Source organism: Candidatus Poribacteria bacterium, from assembly GCA_026706025.1.
GTDB lineage: Bacteria > Poribacteria > WGA-4E > WGA-4E > WGA-3G > WGA-3G.
Genome location: JAPOZO010000086.1, coordinates 1 through 16298 on the forward strand (window position 1 = coordinate 1; position 16298 = coordinate 16298).

Sequence of the window (16298 nt, forward strand, 5' to 3'; positions counted from 1 at the left end):
CCTTGTTCGTGTGCTTCGGGTGCTAAGTATTCAGCGATAGAAGACTGTTGCATGGTTTCCTCCGAAATGATCTCTAAAATCGTTTCTGCATCGTAAACTAAGTTTCCCAAAACTACGAGACTCCCAAGATATTCCGGCTTGTTCGAGACGTCAATACTGTCGGCAGTTTGGACACAACGACGAAGCCACTGTTTTGCGTCCATATCTGCTGGACGCTTCATAAGTAGGGTGAACGGTATCAGTCCTATAGGTTTCAAATCAAGAACTTCCTGTCCATCTATCTCAATGAGACGGAAAACTTGGTACGCAATCGAAATATTATGTCGTTCCAGATTTTGTTCAAATTTTCCCGGGTCGTTATTACCGGCATCAGGACGCAGATAGATGACATTGGAATACACCGGTAATCGATAGATTTCAATCGCTCGGATGATATAACCTGCCATTCGGAGCGGCATCTCAGGATCGTAACTGTCGGTAGTTTGAAACTCGAAATGTACAAGCACCTCTTGATTATTGTGCAGTATTTTAATGAGGGTATCTGCTTGATGCATCTCAACGGTAGGTTGTTCTGGTGTAACGACCTCTAATACAGTGGTATTTGCTGTCCTGAATTTGAAGCAGAGGTTTACGAAATCTTGAGGATTTGTTTCGATCTGTTTCTTGGAGGCAGTATCAAAACTTGCCATCTCACTCCTTCTAAGATTTTAGTGTATCTCTTTTCGTATATTATAGCATGGGTTTAGGAGGTTTGTCAATTGTGGTGTAATTTACAGCAGGCGAGATTCTCGCCTGCCGCTATGTTTATCGGTTTATAACTTTTCTCGGAGCGAATCCATCAGCCCATCGGGCGGTTCAAACGGGAGGTCAATAATCTCGTTCGTTATGCCACTATAGTACAGTCCTAAGAGGAGGTTGAACTCCGCGAGGGACTGCTTGAGATGCGTCGGATGCACGTTGTTCTCATCATCTAACCAATCAAAGACTGCCTCGGTGAGATTTGCTTGTGCTGCGATATTTTGTTCGCCATAGTTCAGTGGACCGTCTTCGTAGCCGCCTTCTTGCGTTGCACGCTCCCAACTGCTGAACCGCCAATGCACGAACCCTTTTGTCCCAACAACAAAGACCCGTTTGTGTCCGTAGATACCTGGGTTATCGGATGCCGTTGTCCCCATACCTGTCCCGAACGCGACAGAGACGTGGAGACCGTTCTCATACAAAACTTGTCCAGCTGCATGCATCGGAGACGGCTGATCTGAATCCAAACCCTCGCTGCCAGCGATTTGTCCAAGAACCCGGACGGGACGTGCGTTGTCAATATAGGAGGACACTAATTGAAGCACATGCGGTCCCTGGTCAACCGGTGTGCTACGCGCGCTCGCATCGATAAACTTAATCTCGCCGATCCGTCCTTCCGCAACGTCCTGTTTTAATTCCAGGTTTTTCGGGTGAAAGTTGAGTTGTGTATTAATGGCAAACTTCGTTTTCGTCTCCTCTGCCAACCCCGCAATTTGCTTCCAATCTTCACTTTCAACGGCAATCGGCTTTTCAATGATCACTGCAGGCACACCGTGATCAGAAGCCTGCTTCATCAGTGGATAGCGGATGCGTTCACTCGTCCCGCGTAGTACCGGTGCTGTGACGATATGGAGGACATCCGGCTTCTCCTTTTCAAGCATCTCGTCTAAATCGGTGTAGCGTGAAGAGATATCAAACTCGTCTCCGAATTCGCTGAGTCGTTCTTCGTTCATATCGCAGATAGCGGCGAGTTTCCCGCCTTTGACGAACTGGTAGGCATTTGCATGTGCACGGGCGCGACCTCTGCACCCTAATATCGCAGTTTTATACATAAAATCGTTTCCTCTGATGTTAACAACGGCACGCCATCGGCGCGCCAAAAGGTAAAGTAGGCAAAGGCAGGGAGACTTCGCCCGAGAATAAAATCACAACTTCTCCCGAAGTGTGTCCATTAACCCATCCGGGGGTTCAAATGGGAGATCAATAATCTCGTTTGTTATCCCGCTGTGGTACATCCCTAAGATGAGGTTATTTTCAACGAGGGATTGCTTGAGATGTGTCGGATGCACACTATTCGCATCTTCTAACCAATCAAAGATGGCTTCGATGAAGTTAGCCTGTGCAACGACATCTTGCTCCCCGTAGTTCAGTGGACCGCCCGCATAACCACCTTCCAGCGTTGAACGTTCCCAACTGCTAAAACGCCAATGTACGAAGCCTTTCGTCCCGACAACAAAAACACGTTTGTGACCGTAGATGCCCGGGTCATCGGATGCCATTTGTGCCATCTCCGTACCAAATGCAATAGAGACATGGACACCGTTCTCATACAAAACCTGAGCGGCAGCATGCATCGGACCGGGATGCCCACCCGCAGAATTTAAATGCTCGCTGCCAGCGATTTGTCCAAGAACCCGTACCGGATGTGCGTTGTCAATGTAGGATGACACCAACTGTAGCACATGTCCTCCTTGCTCGGAAGGTCTACTACGTGCGCTGGCATCAATGAACTTAATCTCGCCGATATCTCCTTCAGCGACATCTCTTTTGAATTCCAGGTTTTTCGGGTGGAAATTGAGTTGTGTATTGACGACAAATTTTGTTTTCGTCTCTTCTGCTAACCCAGCAATCTGTTTCCAATCCTCGCCTTCAATCGCGACTGGTTTTTCAATAATCGCTGCAGGCACACCGTGATCGGATGCCTGTTTCATCAACGGGTAACGGATCCGTTCGTTGCTACTCGGAACCACAGGACTTGTGACGATATGCAGGACATCGGGTTTCTCTTTTTCAAGCATCTCATCGAAGTCGGTGTAGCGCGAAGAGATACCGAATTCGTCCCCGAAGTTGTTGAGGCGTTCTTCGTTCATATCGCAGATGGCGGCGAGTTTCCCGCGTTTGACGAAGCGATACGCATCTGCGTGCCCACGGGCGCGACCCCCACACCCTAACATCGCAGTTTTATACATGGAACTGTCTCCTCCGAGTGGTATCTGTCATCAGTTTGCCATTAGATTAACAGAAGGGAATGTTTTTGTCAAACGTTATTAAATCCTTAAAGTGCATCAGAAATACAAATTGACCTTTGTCGTAAAATATGTTAACATATTGTCATAGAGCATTGTTGGTGTACACAATTGGTTTTGAGAAGATATATCTATCCCACTGTTCAACTTTCTGCCAGCATCAAGGGAAAATCCCAATGAAAAAAGTATTATCAGACTCCATAAAAACACAGGAAGATTTTGATAGATTTTGCAATCTATTCTTGAAAAAAGAGGTATCTCCCTTCGTTAAAGTGTACGATGCGCCAGGTCGCGATGGTGGAATTGACGCGGACTATACCGGACCTTATAAGGAAAAAGAGGGTACCTGGATCTTCCAGTACAAATTCTTTGACCCAACAAGGTATACAACCCAGCAGGCGCGTAGAAATTTCCTTTCAACAGTAATCGGTAGCAAACATAGAAAGGGTGAACTCGACAAGGCCGATGTGTTGCAGTGTGATCACTACGTCTTGATGACCAATACGTTCCTGACTGCAGGTAACAAGCGTAAAATTGAGGACATTAAGAACCAAAAAGGTTACGCCTTTTCGTTAACCTGTTGGGACGCTGAAGATCTTATCACAATGACCGATGAGTTTCCTTATCTCTTAAATTCATTCCGAGATCCCTATCTACCTGTTTTCCTTTCTTGGCAGGATATGTTCCGAAATCAAATTGCAGGACAAAATAGACTTTTAAGATACGACTATGAAACCTTCGGACGAGAGGACAAGATCGGTCAGTTTCAAACCTTCGTTCAAGATCCGGTTAAAAGACTGTTAATGGTATACGGTAGCGGCGGCATTGGAAAAACCAAGCTCGCTATTGAATTCGCAAAGGTGATCGAACGCGAGCATCCGGATTATGAGCCTCTCTTTGTTCAGATGGCAGAGGACAGTTTTGAAAGTGCTTTAGCAGACATTCCACCCAATCGTAAGTACATCTTTTTTGTAGATGATGCACATGACTTTATTGATAACCTCGGTGGTATCAGAATAGTCCTGAATAGTCCGGGATATAGCGAATCCAAAGTAGTTCTCATAACTCGGAAGCCGTTCAAAGCGTTTTTAGAGGGTAGTTTCCGAACTGCCTTACCAGATAATGCGGTTGATGAACTTGAAATCGGGAAACTCTCTTTGGAAAGAACGAAAGAATTTATCCACACCCATACGCGAATTCCCGACAATGCTATGTTGACTGGATTGGCGAAACTCGCGCGGGACACACCGTTAATCGCTGTCATGGTGATAGATTTGGTTAATAAAGACATTGGTCCGCTAAAGGACTTAACAAAAGATAAATTAATCGAACTTACCTTTGAATCCTACCTAAACGACAGCTTAAAAAAATATCCAGAATCCAGCGAGCGGCGGCGGAAATTGCTTAACTGGTTTAGCGGGATTGCACCAATTGACATGGAAAATAACCAAATACGCGATAAATTGGCAGAGATTCTCAAAGTGGAACCTTATGAAGTAGAGCAGTACCGCGATGATCTGAAAACCGATGGTTTACTTTTTCAGTATGGAGCGAAACAGCGTGTCTTTCCTGATGCACTCAGCGACTATATTTTACGGAAAGCATGTTTTCTGTCCAGTGGGAGACCGTCTTCTTTTCACAAAAACCTGTTGAAGGAATTTTTACCACTTCTCCCTGTTAAGGTGGTCATCAATCTCGCTCGTGTGGAAAACATCGTTGGTGAAAAAAGCCTTCTTGATGAACACGTCGCCTCACTTAAAGCTCGGGCCCGGGAAAGTGATAACTTTGCTCGGATGAATATATTGGAGCAGATGGAAGGTATTAGTTATTTTCGGCCGGATGATGCAATTGATATTTTCAATATTATTTTGGATGACCCTAAAGAAGACTCTATGGAGCACTATACAGCGTGGACATCCACACGGACCCATCAAGATGTGGTAAAGAGAATTGCTAAAGAAGTACAGAAAACAGTCAATACACTCTCTGGATTTATGAAGACCCTGAAAGTAGTCCGAAAACTCCTTCTGATGGATGAGTTGGAACTTCCCAATCACGACTCACCGCAAGAATTGTTGAAAAAGATGGCTGGTTTCCAAACAAGCAAACCCGGCGTATTTCAAACGAAAGTACTTGAAGTGTTTGAAGTATGGAAAGCGGAAGATAAACCGGAACTCAGTTTGGCTCTACTCAACGCCCTTGACTCACTCCTTGTGCTGGACTTTAGCGAAACCGTTAGTGAAGGCGGTGGTTTGAAGTTCGGTTGGCACCATCTAAAATATACACCCGAACTAACTCGCCTCAGAGCGACAGCAATTGACTTAATTGAGCATTGCCTAAGAACGTCTCAGCATAGTCCCGTCAGGGCAGAGGCGATAGGCTCTATCAGTCGAGCGATAAATCCTTTCGAGAGTCCGTTTCGACAGGGAATCTCAGGAGAGGAGCAGGCTTTATTGCAAAAAGAACAGGCGCGACTCTTCAACATATTAACCGATCAAATCTCAAGAGAGCGAGATTTTACTGTTCTCAATGCAATAGATGGATGCCTCGGTGGATACGCAGAAAACAGATATGTAGACGGTTTTCCGAAAGAGAGAGCAGCGGAGTTACTTGCGAAATTCCGTAAACATGAAAATTATGAGAGGTACTACTTTTATCGTCAATTTACTGGGAAATTCCGTGATTGGGACCTGAGTGAAAGCCCTGAAAAAACCCAAGCATTCCTGAGAAAATATCTCCAGAAATATACACCCGCGAAACTCTCAAGACTAATGCGGGAATGTATAGAGATTGCTGAACAAGATAAAGAATATCAAAGTACTAGAGATAGCATCTGGTCAGAAAAAGGGTGGAATCCTGGAAGCGCGACATCGCTGCTTCTATCTATCGGTGAACTTAACCCCTCCTACGGTTCCGATTTATTGGACCACATTGTTGCTTGGCAGACAGAGGAATCACACTGTGCCTCGGGGCTGCTCAGTGGTATTCGCTATGTCAACAAAGATAAAGGGAACGAAGCAACTCAACGCCTTTTGGATCAGAACACTATCTTTACCAAACGCATTGTTGCAAGAAGTTATTTCTGGAGAAGTAAAACGGAGCATTGTATTGGTGAAGAAGACCTGTCCATTTTAGACAAATTGTCTGAAACACTAGATCCGCAATTGCGATTATATATAGCCGAAAGTCTTCCGAATTTCTATGGTGTGGATACGGATGCTGTTCTTGAGATTTTGGTGAAACTATCAAGTAATGAATCATCTCTGGTTATGAGACAAGTCCTCCACGCGCTCACCAGTAGAGAACTTAAATTCTCCCCACAAAACCACTTAGAAAAGTACAAGCAGGTGATTCTTAATTGTGTGCGTTTGGAACGTCTTGATTACGGTCCCGAACAGATACTCCACACTATTTTCAGGTACGATCCAATCTGGGTCATTAAATTCCTTGAGAAGCGAATTACTTACAAAGAAAACGAATCTAAACGCTACGCTTCATTTTCGGATCGTCCATCAGAATTGTTGAAATTTGATGCGATCCCACATCGGCCCCACCATCTGTTCGAGGATGTGGACTGGAATGATCAAAATACGATGGCAGCTTTGAAGCGCGTGAGAGATTGGGTTCTTGGAACTTCACATCTCTTGAGATTTGAGGCTTCTGGATTGCTTGCATCTATGATCGGTGGAAACGACCCGCGCAGGGACAGGGTTAAAATTAATAGAGCAATGCAGAAACTCCTTGAGGAATGGATAGACTCAGAAGATGTAAAACTTATGCGGAAGACCGCTTATCTGATGCGGGATTTTGACCCAGATGATATCTTTTATTCCCTTGCAGAGTCAATGCTCATAAAAAGTGAGGGTAACCCGCATGTGCAGGACAATATAACTATCGCGATTTGTAGTGGGGCACATTCAAGGACTCATGGAGAACCCTCCCCTCAACTTGAGAAACGAATTGCGGATCTCAAGGCACTGCGCGAAGGAACACAGTCCTCAATTGTTTCTCAGTTTGCCGATCGCCTCATAGAGAGCACGAAACGAGAAATCCAAGAACAATTACAAAAAGATGAAGAATTCCTTGAAGGGGAAGAATGGTAAACCTGACACACGAAAACAGCCTCCTTCAGGAAATTAACAACCTTTCTGCAAGTGGAAAAATCGGAGACTCTGTAGCGTTAACAGCATTAACTGGGCAAAGTTCTGGCTCAAAGTTAACAGCACAAGCAGCTGAATCTGAAATTCAGAAGTTGATTCCAACAATTCGACAAAGGCTTAGTGCTGCCAAATTTTATCTTGATGCAATAGAAAACATGAATTATGCTCCCTATCTGGAAAGACGATCTTCTTTGTCTGAAGATCAAAAACCCTTGATTGATTTCTCTGATATTGATCTCTATGTTCAGATTAACTTATTGAACCCTGATGCCTTTCCATTGGTTGTTTTCATTCTACTGAATGGATTCTTTTCCAATTTGGTTAGTTTGGAGGACTGTGTGGCAAAGATAATTAGTGTACTTTATGACTTACCCATGGACGATAAACCTGGGTACATACGTAAAGCATTAAATAATAAAATGCCGAATGGAAAGTTGACTCTAAATTTACGCGCTTTTCACGCTATAGATCAGAACGAAAAATTGGATCCAACAGGTTCTCCGTTCAATATCGCAAGCGAAATTAGACACCAGTTAATACATGGCGATATAGCGGAAATAGTGTTTTTTCCATCTTGGTCCCTCCTTGGTTTTCCCTCAGATATTGATTTATATTTCAACAACTCATTCTTTCCGGATGGCACTGTCCCCAAGTATAGGGATACTGAAATGATTGTATTTTGCGAAGATGTTTATAAAAAAACAGTTGATTTTGTAAATGAGTGTTACAAATTAATCTGTGACGACCTTCAACGCAATGGTGCTTTTCCAGTCTAATAATTTTTTTGATTTTTGATCATGAAGAGGGGACGCATTACCAGTCAAAAATAAAAATCAGATGGATATAATGAAAACAAGACCTCTATTTCTCAGCTGCTTATTTTTCATCTTTGTCCTATTCTTGCCGAGCGCGTCTGCCCAACATTATACTAAGTGGGGTTTACCCGAAGGTGCTACAGCACGTCTGGGTAAAGGCAGTATAACTGATATTGCGTATTCCCCCGAGGGCAGTCGTTTAGCGGTGGCAGGTTCGATTGGCGTTTGGATCTATGATGCTCGGACAGGCAAAGAATTAGCCTTACTCACAGGGCATACAGGGACGGTCTTTAGCGTGTCGCTCAGTCCGGATGGTAGCACACTCGCAAGTGGGGCGCAGGATAGCACTATCCGTCTCTGGGATGTCAGCACAGGTCGGCATCTACAAACCCTCACAGGACATACGGATTTTGTCAATAGCGTCTCGTTTAGTCCGGATGGAAATACTATCGCAAGTGGGGGGCGGGATAAGATTATTCGTCTGTGGGACCCTCACACCGGCAAGCATAAACAAACGTCCACGGGACATCTGGGTTTTGTCAGAATCGTCTCGTTTAGTCCGGATGGAAACACTATCGCAAGTGGGAATGATGAAGGAATTTGTTTGTGGGATGCTAACACGGGGAGACACATAAGAACCCTACGTACGGGCTTTGTCAATAGTGTGTCGTTCAGTCCAGATGGCGAAATGTTGGCAAGTAGTGAGGGACTATATGATAAAACAATTCGTCTGTGGGATGTCAACACAGGGGTGAACCTCCGCATACTCACGGGAGATGCAGTTAGCGTAGCGTTCAGTCCGGATGGTGAGACGCTGGCAACTGGGAGTCGTAGAGAAATCCGTCTATGGGATGCGCGCACTGGTAGACATCAGCAAACCCTCAAAGGGCATACCGGTTGGGTCAGTAGTGTAGTGTTCAGTTCGGATGGTGAGACGCTGGCAAGTAGGAGTGAGGATGGTACTATCCGTCTGTGGGATGTAAATACATGGACACACCTCCGCACGCTCACAGGACATACGTTTGATGTCAGTAGTGTAGCTTTCAGTCCTAATGGAAACACTATCGCAAGTAAGAATTTTAAAAACATCTATCTATGGGATGCGCGCACTGGTAGACATCAGCAAATCCTCAAAGGCTCTTTGGGCGACAGCGTAGTGTTCAGTCCTGATGGAAACACACTCGCAGGTGGGGGTTGTCTATGGGATGCGCACACTGGCAGGCTCAAAGATATTATGGGTGTAGGCGACGGTTTAGTGTTCAGTCCTGATGGAAACACACTCGCAAATGTGGTTTCTACAAACATCTATCTACGGGATGCCCATACTGGCAGATATCAGCAAACCCTCACAGGACATACGTTTGATGTCAATAGTGTATCGTTCAGTCCGGATGGTGAGACGCTGGCAAGTGGGAGTGAGGATGGCACTATCCGTCTATGGGACGCACGCACTGGCAAACATCAGAAAACGCTCAAAAAAGATCTTATGATTCGGGTCTATAGCGTTTCGTTCAGTCCTGATGGAAACACACTCGCAAGTGGGGATTATACCAGAATCGATTTATGGGATGCGCGCACTGGTAGACATCAACGAACACTCAAAGGACATAACAGTAAGGTCTATAGCGTTTTGTTCAGTCCTGATGGAAACACACTCGCAAGTGGTGGAGGTTTTGATGATGGGACCCTTCGTGTGTGGGATGCACGCACTGGCAGACTTCAGCGAACACTCGAAGGACATGCAGCTGGTAGTGTCTTAAACAGCGTAGCATTCAGTCCTGATGGAAACATGATCGCCAGTGGAAGTTCGGACGGCACTATTCTCTTATGGGATGTCTCTCCAGTTCCCACGACAGGTGGCAAATCGACTCCAGTACCAACTGCGCCACAAACACCACAGAAAATCGCAGAAATAGCTTTAGCTTCCACAGTCCTCATAGTTATGGAAGATTCCAATAGTCAACCACTTAATTCCGGTAGCGGATTCTTCATCGGAGCCGGTCTGATTGCCACTAACCTCCACGTTGTTAAAGACGGATTTAAAGGATATGTTAAACGAGTTGGCATGAATACACGATACCCCGTAAAAATTGTGGTGCCAGATTCACGGCAAGATTTGGCCATCTTGAGGGTATCGGATGTTGAAGCACCATCGCTTGCCCTTGGTAACAGTGATATAGTGAAGACTGGAGATCCTATATATGCTGTGGGGAATCCAGCAGGATTTTTGGAAGGCACATTCACCGAGGGCAATGTAAGTGGGATACGAGAGTTTCGGATTGGCAGCAAACGTATCCAGATTAGCGCACCGATTTCCGAAGGCAGCAGTGGTGGCCCCGTACTAAACAACAAAGCGGAAGTCATCGGTGTTGCAGTATCAACGTTCAGAGGAGGACAGAATCTGAACTTTGCTGTTCCCTCAAATTATCTCAAAAAATTGCTTGATAAAGTCAGCAAGCAGAGGTAGTAAAACAATCTTGGTCTTGTGTCCTTGTTGATATTTTCGCTACGACGAGATGTAGACTTTCTCGCCACTCTTCGCACTATCATAGAGAGCATCCAAGATTTGCATGAAGACGTAAGCATCTGGAGCAGAGACATCGGGTACGACCTCACTCGCGATCGCCATACCGAAGTGATTCAGTTCGTAGTAGAAGACATGCACCTCTTCGGGGAGTTCGCCGTGGTCAATCTCAAGCGGTTCATCAATGGCTTCTCGGATAAACTCGCCGTCTTTGAAACGCGATATACCGCCGTTTGTAATCGCACCAGTCGTACCGTAAAGTTCCACGACACTCCCTGAATCCGAGTGGCTCATCCGAGAGCAGTCAATCTGGATCGTTTTTCCGCCTTCGCAGCCGAGGAGACCGGTGAAATAGTCCTCCGCTGCGCCTTCTGGCCCGTCATACTGTGGGTAAAGCACGTGCTTCGCAGCAAACGCCCACTCCGGTTTCGGACACCCCATCCACCACCACGTCAGGTTGAGTTCGTGCGAATAGTGCTGCCCTAACGAACCGCCCTTCTGTCCATAGACATGCAACCAGCGACTGTTCTCATCAAAGTCAGGGATGAAATTGTATTTCCCAAAGACACGGGCGTGATATAGGTCCCCAATTGTGCCGTTTAGTACGGCGCGCCGAATCTTTCGATTGTTCGGAAAGTGGCGCATAAAGTAGCAGAATTGGAGTGTTTTCTCGGTTTCCTGCGCCGCCGCCTCCATCTCTAAAATTTCGGGCGCACGGATGGCGTGCGGTTTTTGCACTAAGACATGTTTACCCGCGTTGAGCGTATCCAGCACCTGCTGCAGCCTACCATCAGGAGAAGTCGCGAGGTAAACGGCTTCAACAGCAGGATTCTCAAGGAGTTCGTGATAGTCCGCATAACGGTGTGGCACAGCGTTGTCATCGCCTGCCTGTGCCCGACGGGTTGCGTCGCGCTCCGCGATGGCGATAACGTTGAGGTGAGAGGTTGCATTCGCAGCCTCAATAGCACGGCAGCCTGCCCATCCACACCCAACAACTCCGAGTTGCGTAATTTGATTGGTCATAAGTGTTGCCTCCGACGCTTCTATGGAAAAGTAGAAAGAAATTTTGTCTAAAACATATTGGGTAATTCTGCAATGCTATTAAGCACCCATGTCGGTTCCGCGACGGGGTTTTCCAATTGACTGGATTTAAACTTTCCAGTCTTCACAAGGATATTCTGCATCCCCATTCCCTGCGCCCCAACGATGTCGGAAGTGATGTCGTCGCCTATCACAACTGCTTCACTTGGAGAAAGTTGAAGACTCTCAAGTGCGATTTTGAAAAACGTCTCACTCGGTTTGCCCATGACTGTGGCAGTTTTACTTGCGGCTGCCTCCAGAAGGGTCACGAACGCACCACAATCCAAGAACATTCCGTCAGCAGAAAACCAATAGAGGTTTTTCTGCAACGCTATCAGCTCGGCACCATTCATTAAAAGGCGAAAAGCGTGGTTTAAAGCGTGAAAATCAAACCCTTCGCCGTAGTCTCCGACGACGACAAAATCGGGAGCATCGTCATCTATCGGTATCTCCTTGAAAAACGTTTTGACGGCATCATCGACCATGAAGTGACAACTTGCCCCAGGCTGCGAGCGTAAGTATTGGAGACAGGCGTAAGTCGCATTGAAGATTTCATCTTCGTAGATGTCAAAGCCGAGTGTTTGCATCTGCGCGTGAAGCATCTTCGGAGTTTTAGCAGTTGTATTCGTCAAGAACCGGAGTTGGTACGCCTCCTGACGTAGGTAGTTAATAACTTCGATTGCGCCGGGGCAAGGTTCGTCTTTAAAATAGAGCGTTCCATCCATGTCAATTAAAAAAGCCTTCGGGCGCGTTGGTGATATTTTCTGCATTGTCCCCTCGTGTGCTACGGTTCCACAACTTTGTAGTGTTCAACCTGCCCGCCGGTAATTGTCTGGATTGCGAGGCTTTTGACGGGGTGGCGGTTTTCATCGTAATGCGAAATGGTTGTCGCGCCTTTGTAACCCTTGACTGCAGCGAATGCATCGCGAACTGCAACCGGATCAAGCGAACCCGCGGTCTCTATTGCGCGTGCTAAGAGTCGCATCGCATCGTAGCCCGACGCGGCGATGCCATCCGGTGGACTTCCGAAGAGTGCAGTGTAATCACTCACGAATTCCTGCACATCCGCGTCCTGTGTCGCAACCGAGAAATTGGTCGGATAATAACTGCCATCCAACACACTGTTATCGTCTAAGATGCTGAGAAATCGTTCCCTATCATCCCACGCGCTGCCACCGAGGAAGGTCCCTGTAATACCAATTTGCCGTGCTGCATTTATCAACGATGGCACTTCCGGTTGAAAACCGGGACAGAAAATAACATCAGGCGTTGCCTCGTGAATTTCTGTGAGCAGTGTGGTGAAGTTGGTATCGCCTACGGTATAGGCACCATTGTAAACGATTTCTCCACCATTTGCCTGAAAAGCCGCCTCGAACGCCGCTACGAGATCAATCGTATAGTCATCGTCTTCCTCGATAATCGTTGCTGCCGTTTTTGCGCCAAGCTCATTCGGGTTCATTGCGAAACCCGCCATCACTTTTCCTTGAAATGGGTTCGGCACCGTAATGAGAAAGACATAATCTCCGACTGCTGGCACGTCTGAACCACTGGAACCCGGAAGCATAAGTCGCTGTGCCTGTTGCGCGATCGGACCGACTTTTACGGAATTGCTGGAGTAAACGGGACCCAGGAGAGCAAAGACATCTTCCATTTCAATGAGTTCTTTTGCGGCAGTAACGCTGGCTTCTGGTGTCGGCGGTTCACTCGCCACGGGTTGATTATCTCGACTGATAAACGCTATTTCCATACCGAGCGCGCCACCCTTTTCATTAATTTGGACGCGAGCGGTTTCAGCCCCTTGGCTAAAGGTCGTAAAGGTATTGGTGGGTTGGATCACACCGATTTTTAATGTCGCCTCCGTCGGCGGAGCAGGGATATCGGGTTGAACCATCTCACTTACGCGTTCACAACCTGTCAGTGCTGTGAGTAGAATAACCGAAATTAAGATAAAAATTCTCATAGACATAATACAAATTTCTCCTTTGATGAAAATGCTTGAAAAATATTTGAGTTTGTGGTAACTTTATTACCGAATATCCTAAAACTTCGTGAAAACAGTAACACATCCGACCAATTTTGTCAAGTTTAGAAATATATCCTTTTGAGAGCGTAAGCAAAAGCGCGTAGCCTGCAACAACGGCGCAGGCGACTCTACCGCGAAAACCGTCAATATCCAAATTGCCGTTATTGCTCCGCAAGGAAAAATTAAAAAATGGAACTCGGTTTTTTCACAATGCCTTTGCATCCACCCGGCAGCGACACGACTAAGACATTAGACGACGATCTTGAGCAGATGATAGTCCTCGATGAACTGGGCTACAAAGAGGCTTATGTCGGTGAGCATTTCACGTTTACATGGGAGAATATTCCATCTCCCGATCTTTTTATTGCAAAAGCGGCTGCGATGACAGAGAACATTATTTTCGGTACGGGGATTACCTGTATGCCGATTCACAATCCCGCCGTTGTTGCGCATCGCATCGCGCAACTGGACCATCAAACGCACGGACGTTTCCATTGGGGCGTCGGTTCGAGTTCGACACCGAGCGATGCGGAGATGTTTATGGCTGGCGAAGACAGGCGTAGATCAACACGCGAGGGGATTGATGCTGTCCTGAAAATCTGGACGGACCCGGAACCCGGACATTACAAGACCGATTTCTGGGAATTTAAGATCCCTGAGTACCGTCCGAATATTGTGAGTGTCCACATGAAGCCTTATCAGAAACCGCATCCGCCCATTGCGCTGGCAGGGTCTTCCGCAAGATCGGACACGCTAATCTTCGCGGGTGAGCGCGGTTGGATTCCGATGAGTATTAACTTAGCGCATGTGCCTACGATTAAAACACACTGGGACGCGGTGGAAGAGGGTGCCGAAAAGACGGGCTTATCGCCATCTCGCTCAACGTGGCGTATTGCCCGTGAGGTTTACGTTGCGGATACCACTGAACAGGCGCGTAAAGAGGCTATCGAAGGCACGCTTGGACGTGATTTCAGGGATTATTGGTTTAAGTTATTTAGCCCGGGAAACTTCAAACCGGATCCAAATATGGACGAGGCGGACATGACCCTCGAACATCTGTTAGATACCTTGTGGATCGTTGGAAGTCCGGATCACGTGGCAAACCGGTTACGTGAACTTTACGATGAAGTCGGCGGTTTTGGTGTCTTACTTGCTATGGGACATGAATGGGATCCCAAAGAGCAGTGGTTGAACTCAATGACACTCCTCAAGAACGAAGTGATGCCGCAACTCACAGATTTGACATAGTAGCAGGCACGCGCCGCGTGCCGTTGCCCTTACAACTTGTGGTGGACAGAAATCAGGAGGCATCTTATGCATACCCTCAGGGCAGGTGCAGCTGAGACTGTGATTACCTCCATCAAGGATAGACCCGACGTTTACGCTGAACTGTATGCACGCGCGTTGGTGATTGCCGATAGCGAAAAACAACTCGCTATTGTGACAGCCGACTACGGGCAGTTTCCACTCCAATATAATAGCGTGCTGCTCGATGCAATCCACGAAGCCACAGGCATACCACCAGCGCATGTCGTTATCAACTGTAGCCATACGCATAACGCTCCGGGTGTTGATGGACGGTGGATAACTGAGGCATCCGAGGCGTGGTTAGCGACATGTCTTGCCGAGTTAGTGAAAGATGCGGTAGACGCGCTTGAACCCACAACTTTGCGCTCAGGACGCGCGCCCGTACAAATCGGCTACAACCGTCGCATAATGAACGACGCGGGTTATATTACAATGGCACCGAACCCAGAAGGGTCTGTTGTCCCGTGGGTTGACGTGTTGGGGGCTTATGATGAAAACGGCGAGATTATCGCCGTGTTGTTCTCGCATGCCGCGCATCCGGTGATTGTCCACTGGTCCAGCGAAGAGATCGGTGCCGATTACCCGGGGTATGCCGTTGAACATCTGCGTAATTTCTTAGAACTGAAGCCAGAAAGCGTTTTGCTGTTCGCACAAGGCTGCGCAGCGGATATCAACGGGTATCCATTGCGAGGAGGGTTCAGTGCCTGCGATGTCGCCGGATTTGCCCTCGCCTTTGCGACACACCAAGCCTTAAAGACTGCGGAAGAAATTCCTGCAGCACCACTTAAGGCGTGTTCTATACTTGTTAATTTGCCGTTCCGGGATCCGCCCTCGGTTGCGGAGTGTGAGCAGTTAATAAAAGAATTCCCTGATGATGAACGTTATGTTGCTCTGTTGGAAGTCGCTGGAAGTGGCGAGAAACGCACCCTACCCTTCCCAATAAGTGCCTTTGCTGTCGGCGATGCGCTCTGCTTCCTGTCTGTATCCCATGAACTCTTTTCGGAATACCAACTCTTTGCAGACGAGACATCGCCGTTCTCACACACATTTGTTTTCGGTTATACAAACGGCAGTGAAGTTTATATTGCAACCAGAGCCGCTTATGAGTTGGGCTTGAAGGCAGGTTATGAAGCGGGGCCCCGGAACCATGCGCTTAGTGCTCCCTATCGGTTAGCATTACTGCCATCAGTTGAAGAACAAATTCAGGCAGAGATAACGGATCTGTTGGCGCGACTTAAAGGTCACGTTTAACTATACATTTGTGGTCTGATCGTAAACCTTTGGTCACCTTAAAATTGTCAAAACTATAGTACATATTAACGTGTGTTTGAAAAAGTTTAAGTT

Annotated in this window: 11 protein-coding genes; 5 read left to right on the forward strand and 6 right to left on the reverse strand. The window is 46.9% G+C overall.

What is annotated here, in order from left to right:
- From OXH00_21775 to OXH00_21785, 3 genes are all read right to left on the reverse strand, one after another.
- On the reverse strand, window positions 1–689 hold a 689-nt coding region (locus OXH00_21775; GenBank protein MCY3743652.1), incomplete at its 3' end, for a hypothetical protein.
- Between the two features lie 123 nt (window positions 690–812).
- Window positions 813–1850 carry a Gfo/Idh/MocA family oxidoreductase gene (locus OXH00_21780; GenBank protein MCY3743653.1) on the reverse strand — a complete coding sequence of 346 codons (1038 nt, stop codon included), beginning with the start codon at window positions 1848–1850 and terminating at the stop codon, window positions 813–815.
- Window positions 1851–1943: 93 nt separating this feature from the next.
- Entirely contained in the window at window positions 1944–2987 is a 1044-nt protein-coding gene (locus OXH00_21785; GenBank protein MCY3743654.1) for a Gfo/Idh/MocA family oxidoreductase, read from the reverse strand.
- A 233-nt stretch (window positions 2988–3220) separates the two neighbouring features.
- Between OXH00_21785 and OXH00_21790 the strand changes: the two genes are divergently transcribed.
- The 3 genes from OXH00_21790 to OXH00_21800 all read left to right on the forward strand — a co-directional run bounded on the left by OXH00_21790 (window position 3221) and on the right by OXH00_21800 (window position 10486).
- Window positions 3221–7147, forward strand: coding sequence for a hypothetical protein (locus OXH00_21790; GenBank protein ID MCY3743655.1), 3927 nt, complete (start codon window positions 3221–3223; stop codon window positions 7145–7147).
- Entirely contained in the window at window positions 7141–7980 is an 840-nt protein-coding gene (locus OXH00_21795) for a hypothetical protein (protein MCY3743656.1), read from the forward strand. The genes OXH00_21790 and OXH00_21795 overlap by 7 nt, the downstream gene beginning before the upstream one ends.
- A gap of 70 nt (window positions 7981–8050) precedes the next feature.
- Window positions 8051–10486 carry a trypsin-like peptidase domain-containing protein gene (locus OXH00_21800; protein MCY3743657.1) on the forward strand — a complete coding sequence of 812 codons (2436 nt, stop codon included), beginning with the start codon at window positions 8051–8053 and terminating at the stop codon, window positions 10484–10486.
- Between the two features lie 39 nt (window positions 10487–10525).
- Here OXH00_21800 and OXH00_21805 read toward each other — a convergent pair whose 3' ends face one another.
- Genes OXH00_21805 through OXH00_21815 form a run of 3 tightly spaced genes read right to left on the reverse strand, consistent with a single transcriptional unit; the run spans window position 10526 to window position 13589 of the window.
- The gene (locus tag OXH00_21805) at window positions 10526–11566 is read right to left on the reverse strand and encodes a Gfo/Idh/MocA family oxidoreductase (protein MCY3743658.1); all 1041 of its coding nucleotides are present in this window, start codon (window positions 11564–11566) and stop codon (window positions 10526–10528) included.
- Between the two features lie 47 nt (window positions 11567–11613).
- Window positions 11614–12393: a TIGR01458 family HAD-type hydrolase gene (locus OXH00_21810; GenBank protein MCY3743659.1), complete on the reverse strand. Its 780-nt coding sequence runs from the start codon at window positions 12391–12393 to the stop codon at window positions 11614–11616.
- A 14-nt stretch (window positions 12394–12407) separates the two neighbouring features.
- Window positions 12408–13589 (reverse strand): ABC transporter substrate-binding protein, encoded by a 1182-nt coding sequence (locus OXH00_21815; GenBank protein MCY3743660.1) that lies wholly within the window; start codon window positions 13587–13589, stop codon window positions 12408–12410.
- 246 nt (window positions 13590–13835) lie between these two features.
- On the opposite strand from OXH00_21815, the gene OXH00_21820 reads away from it, so the two are divergent.
- Entirely contained in the window at window positions 13836–14894 is a 1059-nt protein-coding gene (locus OXH00_21820) for an LLM class flavin-dependent oxidoreductase (protein MCY3743661.1), read from the forward strand.
- Window positions 14895–14960: 66 nt separating this feature from the next.
- Complete coding sequence (locus OXH00_21825; GenBank protein MCY3743662.1) at window positions 14961–16205, forward strand: hypothetical protein; 1245 nt, start codon at window positions 14961–14963, stop codon at window positions 16203–16205.
- Window positions 16206–16298 lie beyond the last annotated feature (93 nt).

Coding starts and splice junctions, on each gene's coding strand:
- OXH00_21815 (MCY3743660.1), bottom strand. CDS start 13,589: ATGTCTATGAGAATTTTTATCTTAATTTCGGTTATTCTACTCACAGCA.
- OXH00_21820 (MCY3743661.1), top strand. CDS start 13,836: ATGGAACTCGGTTTTTTCACAATGCCTTTGCATCCACCCGGCAGCGAC.
- OXH00_21780 (MCY3743653.1), bottom strand. CDS start 1,850: ATGTATAAAACTGCGATATTAGGGTGCAGAGGTCGCGCCCGTGCACAT.
- OXH00_21805 (MCY3743658.1), bottom strand. CDS start 11,566: ATGACCAATCAAATTACGCAACTCGGAGTTGTTGGGTGTGGATGGGCA.
- OXH00_21800 (MCY3743657.1), top strand. CDS start 8,051: ATGAAAACAAGACCTCTATTTCTCAGCTGCTTATTTTTCATCTTTGTC.
- OXH00_21810 (MCY3743659.1), bottom strand. CDS start 12,393: ATGCAGAAAATATCACCAACGCGCCCGAAGGCTTTTTTAATTGACATG.
- OXH00_21785 (MCY3743654.1), bottom strand. CDS start 2,987: ATGTATAAAACTGCGATGTTAGGGTGTGGGGGTCGCGCCCGTGGGCAC.
- OXH00_21825 (MCY3743662.1), top strand. CDS start 14,961: ATGCATACCCTCAGGGCAGGTGCAGCTGAGACTGTGATTACCTCCATC.
- OXH00_21790 (MCY3743655.1), top strand. CDS start 3,221: ATGAAAAAAGTATTATCAGACTCCATAAAAACACAGGAAGATTTTGAT.
- OXH00_21795 (MCY3743656.1), top strand. CDS start 7,141: ATGGTAAACCTGACACACGAAAACAGCCTCCTTCAGGAAATTAACAAC.